The following is an 8,909-nucleotide window of genomic DNA, read 5'->3' as shown; positions in this document are numbered from 1 at the left end:
AACAAACGATTTGCTATTGTTTTCCAGAGTAAAGCGGAGACATTATCAGTAAACGAATCTCAGACAGAATCTAATTTTATGTATTTTGAAAATGCTAGCAATACTTTTTATGTTAAAAAGTTAAATGCTGCGGTAGTAACACAATTAGCTGTTATAAACATGCGCGGTCAGCGAGTTATGGTGCTTCAAAATGTAGAAAAGTCTAGTTTAGAACAAGGTATACAGCTAGGCCAAGTAGCAACAGGAGCTTATGTAATTTGCTTACGTACAGATACAAACCAGGTATTAACTAAAAAAATTGTAATAAAATAATGAAAAACAGGTCGATAATCGATTTATTTGCACACTTAAATTTTTATCGATGTTTTTTGTCGTAAATTTTAAATGTTTCAACGAAAACGAAATCATATTATAAAAGCCCAAATAAAACCAAATTAATTTTGTAACGAATTAAAAAAATCAATTTAAATACATTTACTTCCCTCGTAAATATTTTTTAATCCAATCCATTTAACAAAAAGTAGTTTTTAGTAAAAATTTAATTGTCCCAAACTAATTAAGTTTAACCTATGAGAAAACTACTACTATTTAAGTTAGTAATTGTATTATTCGTTTTAAGTACAAACCGAATAAGTGCACAATATTGTGAGCCAAGTAATATTGGTAATTACAATACCAATTATATTACCAATGTATCGGTAGGTAATATTAATAATTCAAGTAACGGATCAACAGGCGATTATACCTATTATTCTTCTGTTGCGCCTACAAGTTTCGAAGCTGGTGAAACCATTAGCGGTACCGTTACCGTAAAAATAGATGGTTGGAATACTGGTAGAAATACACTTGTTATTTGGATGAACTTTAATAATTCAGATAGCGATTTTAGCGACAATGGCGAAGAGTTTACTTTTACCGTAAGAGATAGAAGTAATAAAAATAGAGCCAAAACCGTTGATGTGCCTTTCGAGATTGAAATCCCAGAAAATGTTGAAGCTGGAGCTTCCAGAATGCGTGTTGGGTTTAAAACTGGACAAAGCCAAAACTTTAAAGCTTGCGATTTTAAATATAATGCTGGTGAGGTAGAAGATTATAATATCAACTTTATTAATGGTGATGCTACTGGATCTACCAGTACACCTGTTTTTTGTACTCCTCAAAATATCAATAATTATAACCGCTATTATATCTCAAATGTGGCCATTGGTAATATTGATAATGCATCAAAAGGGGCAACAGGTACTTATACTTATTTTTCTGATATCGCAACCGAAGAAATTGGCATTGGTAGCACCATTACAGGTACTGTATCTGTAAAATTGAACGGATGGAATACAAGTGAAAATACGTTAGCTATTTGGTTAAATTTTAACGAAGGTAGCGACGACGATTTTAACGATGCTGGAGAACGCTTTTTATTTTCTGTGCGAGATACCAGAAATATGGGTGGTACAAAAACGGTTCAAGTGCCTATAAGCATAAGCGTTCCAAGTACAGCCGATTTAGGAAATTCTGTAATGCGTATAGGATTATTATCGGGTACTCGAACCAATTTTACAGCCTGCGATTTTAAATATGAAGCTGGCGAGGTGGAAGACTATAGCATAGAGTTTACCGGAGAAAGTACAGTAACAACACCTACAACACCTACATTTTGTACGCCATCGAATATAAACGGTTATAACACTAACAATATTAGCAGTGTTGATATTGGTAATATCCATAATACAACAACTGGCACAACAGGTAGTTATTCACAAATTTTAAATTCAAGTGAAGAAGTAAGCGTAGGCTCAACAATTACAGGAACCGTAACAATTACCGTTGATGGCTGGAATACTCAAGAAAATACATTGGCCATTTGGTTAAATTTTAATGAAACTTCCGATGACGATTTTGAAGATTCTGGCGAGCGTTTTCTGTTTTCTGTTCAAGATTCACGAAATGTTTCTGGTACAAAAACTATCGATGTTCCAATATCAATACAAGTACCAAGTACAGCTCATTTGGGTAATACGGTTATGCGTGTTGGTTATATTACTGGTACAGACACGTCGTTTACGGCTTGTGATTTTAAATATCGTGCCGGTGAAGTTGAAGATTATAACATAACATTATCTAGCGGAAGCAGTATTCCTGTTTCTAGTTTAGATTCTGATGGTGATGGCATTCCAGATACTATTGATGTTGATGATGATAACGATGGTATTTTAGATTCTGTAGAATGTGGAATGACTTATTGTGGAGAAAATATTATAAACGAAAGTTTTGAAGATACTGCGCTTTCTGCTGGAGCTTACATGACAACACACGAAAATAATGTGCCAGGTTGGAGTACAACAGCTACCGATGGACAAATTGAGCTTTGGGGAAATGGCTTTAATGGTGTTCCTGCTGCGGATGGTAATAATTTTGCCGAGTTAAATGCTAATCAAACTGCGGCTTTATATCAAAAACTTTGTGTTTCTGCAGGAGCCAAGGTACAATGGTCTGTTAAACACAGAGGAAGAAGTGGGGTAGATGTAGCTCGAGTTCGTATTGGAGCCGATTTAATTTTTGCATCAACCGTAGAAACTATGTCCGATGGAACTTCGGCATGGGGCTCGTATTCTGGAGTTTACGATGTGCCAGCAGGTCAAAATAATACATATTTTATTTTTGAAGCCGTAAGCACTGCAAGTGGTAATAATACTGTAGGTAACTTTATTGATGATATTGAAATTATAATTTTAGAGGAGCCTGCATGTCCAGATTCCAATGGTGATGGTTATGAAAATAAAGTAGATTTAGATAGCGATAACGATGGTATTCCAGATAATATTGAAGCTCAAACAACAACAGGATATATTTTGCCAAGTGGTACTGTAAATACAACAGGAGCCTATCCTGGACTATGGGATAATTACGGCACAGGATTAATTCCAGTTGATACCGACGGTGATGGTACACCAGATTATTTAGACAGCGATAGCGATAATGATGGTACACCAGATATTGAAGAAAATGGTATGGCAAATACTGTTATTGGTACAGACGACGACAATGATGGTTTAGATAATGCTTTTGAAACCAATGGTACTAATGATGCCGTTTGGGATGTAAATGAAGATATTGAAGACCCAACAAATTTAAGTATTTTACCAGATACCGATGGCGATTTAGCTTCGGGTGGCGATGTAGATTACAGAGATAACTTTAATGTTAATCCGCCAGCCTATGCAAGTATCGATTTTGATGGTGCAGACGATTATTTGTCGCGTACGGCTTTTATGCAAAATCTCGATCAAGTTACTATTATGGCTTGGGTAAAGTCCGATTCTGGTAACTATTCCGATATGGTTATTGCAGGCGAAGATAATGGTGTAAAACTATGGTTAAAAGATGGTAGAAAACCAGCTGTAACTATAAACACAAAATATGCTTTAGCAGAAACCTCAGTAATTAGTAGTGGTGTGTTAAATTTTGATGAGTGGCATCATATTGCCGCAAGTTATTCTAAATATACAGGATTAGTTAAGTTGTATGTTGATGGTGAAGTTGTAGGTACAACCTTAAAATTATTATCATTAACTAACATCCAATCTAGCTCGGATGCTAATGGTAATTTCGAAGTTGGTCGTTTATCTAGCAATACTTCCGATAAGGAATATTTTAAAGGTGCTATCGATGAAGTTAGAGTTTTCGATGTGGCATTAGCCGATGCTCAGGTACAAAGCATGGTGTATCAAGAAATTGAAGCTATATCGGGGCTTGTTTATGGTACAGTAATACCTAAGCCAATTACAACTAGCGATATTTCTGAAACCGTTTCATGGGCTAATCTTATTGCTTATTATCCAATGACTAATATTGTATCGAACACCGTTACCGATTTTTCAACCTACAACGTTGGTATAGCGTTAAACAATATTACAACCATACAAGACCAAACAGCACCAATGCCATACGAAACTATTAGCGATGGCGATTGGGAAACACAAAATACTTGGTTATATGGCGATGTTTGGGATATTGAAGATGTTACAAGTAACAAAGATTGGAGCATTATAAAAATTGCTAATAATGTAACAACATCAAATTCGCATAAAAGTTTAGGTTTATTTATAGAAGATGGGGTAACGTTAACCGTAAGCAATGAAAATCAAATTAACAATAGTTCGTATTTTGAGTTAAACGGAACGCTCGATTTATTAGACGATTGTCAACTAATTCAAACAGAAACAAGCGATTTGGTAACTTCGGCATTAGGTAAAATTCGTCGTCGTCAAGAAGGTACATCTAGTCCATATTGGTATAACTATTGGAGTTCGCCAGTGGGTACATTAAGTGCTATTAGCTTAACCGATAATAATACTTCAACAAACAACGATAACAATACCCCATTTAACTTAAATATGTTAAAAGATGGTGACGGTAACCCAATGACTTTTACCTCAAGTTATACAGCAAACGGTAATATTAGTACTTATTGGTTATACACTTATAAAAATGGGTTAACTTATTGGGATTGGAAGAAAATTGGGACATCATCAAATATTGCTCCAGGCATTGGGTATTCGCAAAAAGGAACTGGTATTGGCGAGGAAGAACAAGAATATATTTTTGAAGGGAAACCAAACAACGGTACTATTTTAATAAATGTAAATGATAAAGGTGGTTTTGGTTCTACACCAGGATCAACAAAAACCGAATTTTTACTGGGTAACCCTTATCCGTCGGCCATCGATATATATAAATTTATCGACGATAACTTTGGTGTAATTGCTGGCTATGTTCAATATTGGCAACAATGGGAAGGGACTTCTCATAATTTAGATCAATATGATGGTGGTTATGCCACAGCTACAAAATTAGGTTCTATAAAAGCGTATCAATTTCAAGGCCTTGTAGGGGCTCTTTTAGGACAACAAAATGGAACTAAAGCTGCAACGCGATACATGCCAGTTGGCCAAGGTTTTATGGTGGAAGTTATTAATAACGGTACCATCGAGTTTAATAATAGCCAACGTGTATTTGTTAAAGAATCTGATAAAAACGGATCGTATTATTCGGGATCTATGTTCTTTAAATCCGATTCAAAAGGCGGAAAAGGGGATAGTAGCAAAAACGAAACTAACGATGGTTTCATGAAAATGCGATTAGAAATAGCCTCGGTATCTGGTCCTGAAACAAACAGAGAGTTACTTTTAGGATTTAGCGATACCACAACCGACGATTTTGATTACGGTTATGAAGCGGCATGTGTTGAAATTAGTAACAACGATTTATTACTCGATTTAAATGGTGAAGATATGACTATTCAAGCATACAGCGCTATTGCAAACGATAAGGTGGTCCCATTAAACTTTAGATCTTCGGGTAATAATACCTTTGAAATTAAAGCCACGGTTTTCGAGAATTTTAACGACGACCAAGAGGTGTATTTACGTGATAATTTAACCGATACTTATTTCGATTTAACAACTAACGAAGCTTATAGTTTTACAGCAACTCAAGGTAAGTTTAACAAACGTTTCGAAATTGTTTTTCAAAGTAAATCTACTACCTTAAGTACAAACGAAGTAGCTACAACGGCTAATTATTTATATTTTCAAAACAGCACAAATACCTTTTATGCTAAAAAAATCAATGCATCGGTTAAAAATTTAGCGGTAATAAATATGAGAGGTCAACGAGTTATGGAATTAAATAATGTTTCCACCGAAACTTTAAGCAACGGTATAGCATTAAATAGTATAACTACTGGTGCCTACGTAATTTGTTTGCGCACCGATAATAACCAAGTATTAACCAAAAAAATTGTAGTAAACAACTAGATATTAATTGAGTCTCTCACAAAAGGTCAAAACACTATGTTTTGGCCTTTTTTATTTTTAGTAAGCAAGTAAAATTTTAAGTGCTTGCAGTTATTTGTTTTTAATCGGTTTACCGATAAAATAAATTATGTTAAAAACCTGATGTTTAAAGAATAAAATAAATAAAAATGCGCATTTTGTAGATTTTTTTTGTATTTTGCCGAATATTTTAATACTAGATCCCAAATCTAAAATTAAACTTACTATGAGACTATTTACACAAATTTTGTGTTTTATGTTTGTTATGGTTTTTTCTTCATACCAAGCATTTAGCCAAGATACCGATGGCGATGGAATTGCAAATAGTGTTGATACCGACGATGACAACGATGGTATACTAGATAGCGTTGAAGACGATTGTAGCAATGACCGCATTTTCGATACTACTGGTAACAATACTAGTAATGACTTTGAAACTAGAGCCTTTGGTAGAGTAGATGCGGCTACAAATTTAAATTTAGGAACAGGCATTAATTTTTATCACGAAGGAACCTCGTTTCGATTTACAGGGGCTGGTGAAGCAAATTTAACAAACGCTATAGCCAATAACGATTATATAGAACAAAGTTTTACAACAGCTTCATCGTATACTACAAACGGGTTATATCTTAATAGCTTATCATTACGTTATGGTGGTTCAAGTTCTGATTTTTCATATGGTTACCATATTGGAATTTTAATTTCCGACGATAACTTTGCAACAAGCACCATTTTAAATGCCGATTTTTATTACGACGATGTATATACAGCACCCGAAACGGTATATCTTGTAAATAATGCAGAATTCCCGTTATTAGAAAGTACCAACTATAAACTGCGCTACTATTTTTATGCAGGTGAAGAATCTACAATTTATATAATCGACGACATAACGGGTTACGAATTAGCTTGTAATAACGATTCCGATGGCGATGGTATAATAAATAGTCAAGATACCGATAGCGATAACGATGGTTGTCCCGATGCGCTCGAAGCAGCCTCAAGTAGCTTTAATTACAGTCATTTAACAACTTCAGGTAGCATTAATACAAGTAGTTTTGCAGTTGATGGTAACGGGCAGCCAAATAGTACAAATAACGCTGTTGGAACTTCTCAAGATACCACACAACAAGCCGATGAATGCGATAGTTGTAATATAAACAGTACTTTGTATAGTGATGCCGATAACGATGGTATTGGTGATAATTGTGATCTAGATGATGACAACGACGGTATTTTCGATGCTACAGAGTGTTTAAACACATCACCAATGCAATTTCAAGGGTTATCAACAACCCCGCAAAGTTACTCTGTTTCTGCTACAACAATAACTCAAAGTTCTAATGTCAATAATGGAGTAGATGCTACAAATTGCGATAATTTAGGAAACCTGGCTTTTGGTAAAACCAATACTACCGTAAACATTAGTGCATCAAATCCTTCAAGTTTTATAATTTCACCAGCGACACATTCTGCTAGAGATTTTGATGGAGTAGATCGATGGACGCTAACTTCTTCTGGAGCTGTTTTTGTAGTAAACGATCCTTCAAATGTTATCGAAATTGTATCCTATGGTATAGGAAGCATTTCATTTATGGCTCGCGATGGTAATCCTAAAGGATGGTCTATTCAAATTTTCGACGTGTCAACATTAGCAATAACTATGAATAAGGGTAATGGCTACTCTATGCTTAAAGCAGATGTTATTGTACCCTGTGGCGATATCGATTACGATGGTATTACGAACGATTTAGATACCGATAGCGATGAAGATGGTTGTCCCGATGCTTTAGAAGCTACCTCAAGCACCTATACTTTTAACGATTTAAGTGCAAACGGAAGGATAAATACACTAACATATAGTGTAGATGGAGCAGGTTCTCCAAGCGGTACAAACAATGCTGCGGGGACTTCGCAAGACGATACCCAACAAGCCAACGAGTGCGATAGCTGTAATAGCAGTAGTACTTTGTTTATTGATACTGATGGCGATGGCATTGGTAACGATTGTGATTTAGATGATGATAATGATGGTATTTTAGATACCATTGAATGTAAAAATTTATTAGTAGATAGTGGTTTTGAAAATAAAACAGGTTTAAATTACGGTAATAACATTGGTGTAGATATTTCGCCTTGGATTTTGCAGTCTGGTAGTCAGGCAAATATAGTAAAGGTTGATGGTGCAGGAGGCTACAATTATGCTAATTATGGGCCGTATGAAGATGCTAATCCTTTAACAGGCGATGGCGACGACCAATATTATCTCGATATAGCATCGGGTGCTAACGATTTTTATCAAACCATAAACATTTCACTCGATGCAAAATTAACTTATGGTGGTTTTTTCTCATCACGCGATGGTTTAACAGGAAGTGCACGTTTACGAATTTTTACAGGTAATGCTGGAAGTGCAGGAACTTTAGTGGCCGATAGTGGTAGCTTTACCGTTAGTCCTATTAGCGGCGATTCCGCAAATTCACCATGGAAGTTTTTTGAAGAAACTGTAAATGTTACCGCTGGCACCTATTCGTTTGTGGTAAGTATGGATAATCATATGAATTTTGATGAAGGTTTTGCAAGAGCTTGTCAAGACACCGATGGCGATTCTTTTTACGATTATTTAGACCTGGACAGCGACAACGACGGTATTCCCGATAACGTAGAAGCGCAACCCACGGTAGGTTACGTACTACCAACCTATGGTTACGATAGCAATGGCGTAGATAACAATTATCCAGGCGGTTTAGCATTAGTAGATACCGACGGTGATGGCACCCCAGATTACATTGATTTAGATGCCGATAACGATGGCATCCCCGATATTGAAGAAAACGGAATGGCCAATGCAACAAGCGGTACAGATACCGATAACGATGGTTTAGATGATGCTTTTGAAACCAATGGGGTAAACGATGTGAGTTTAGATGTAAATGAAGACATAGAAAATCCTACCGATTTAAGCGTACTACCCGATGCCGATGGCGATGTACTCACTACAGGCGATGTAGATTACCGCGACGATTTAACGGTACTATCCGATGTGGCCACGATAGATTTTGATGGTATAGACGA

Annotated in this window: 3 protein-coding genes; all 3 read left to right on the top strand. The window is 35.9% G+C overall.

Annotation, left to right across the window (positions count from 1 at the left end):
* On the top strand, nt 1-312 hold a 312-nt coding region (locus tag PK35_RS16830; RefSeq protein WP_044627754.1), incomplete at its 5' end, for a T9SS type A sorting domain-containing protein.
* A 257-nt stretch (nt 313-569) separates the two neighbouring features.
* Nucleotides 570-5,816, top strand: coding sequence for a GEVED domain-containing protein (locus PK35_RS16825; RefSeq protein WP_044627753.1), 5,247 nt, complete (start codon nt 570-572; stop codon nt 5,814-5,816).
* A gap of 244 nt (nt 5,817-6,060) precedes the next feature.
* On the top strand, nt 6,061-8,909 hold a 2,849-nt coding region (locus tag PK35_RS16820; protein ID WP_349675074.1), incomplete at its 3' end, for a thrombospondin type 3 repeat-containing protein.

It is taken from the genome of Neotamlana nanhaiensis (genome assembly GCF_000943555.1).
Classification (GTDB): domain Bacteria; phylum Bacteroidota; class Bacteroidia; order Flavobacteriales; family Flavobacteriaceae; genus Neotamlana; species Neotamlana nanhaiensis.
This window is presented reverse-complemented; position numbering and strand designations above follow the sequence as displayed.

Bases quoted from the DNA above. Each gene is read 5' to 3' on its own strand.
- PK35_RS16825 (WP_044627753.1), top strand. From the start codon at position 570: ATGAGAAAACTACTACTATTTAAGTTAGTAATTGTATTATTCGTTTTA.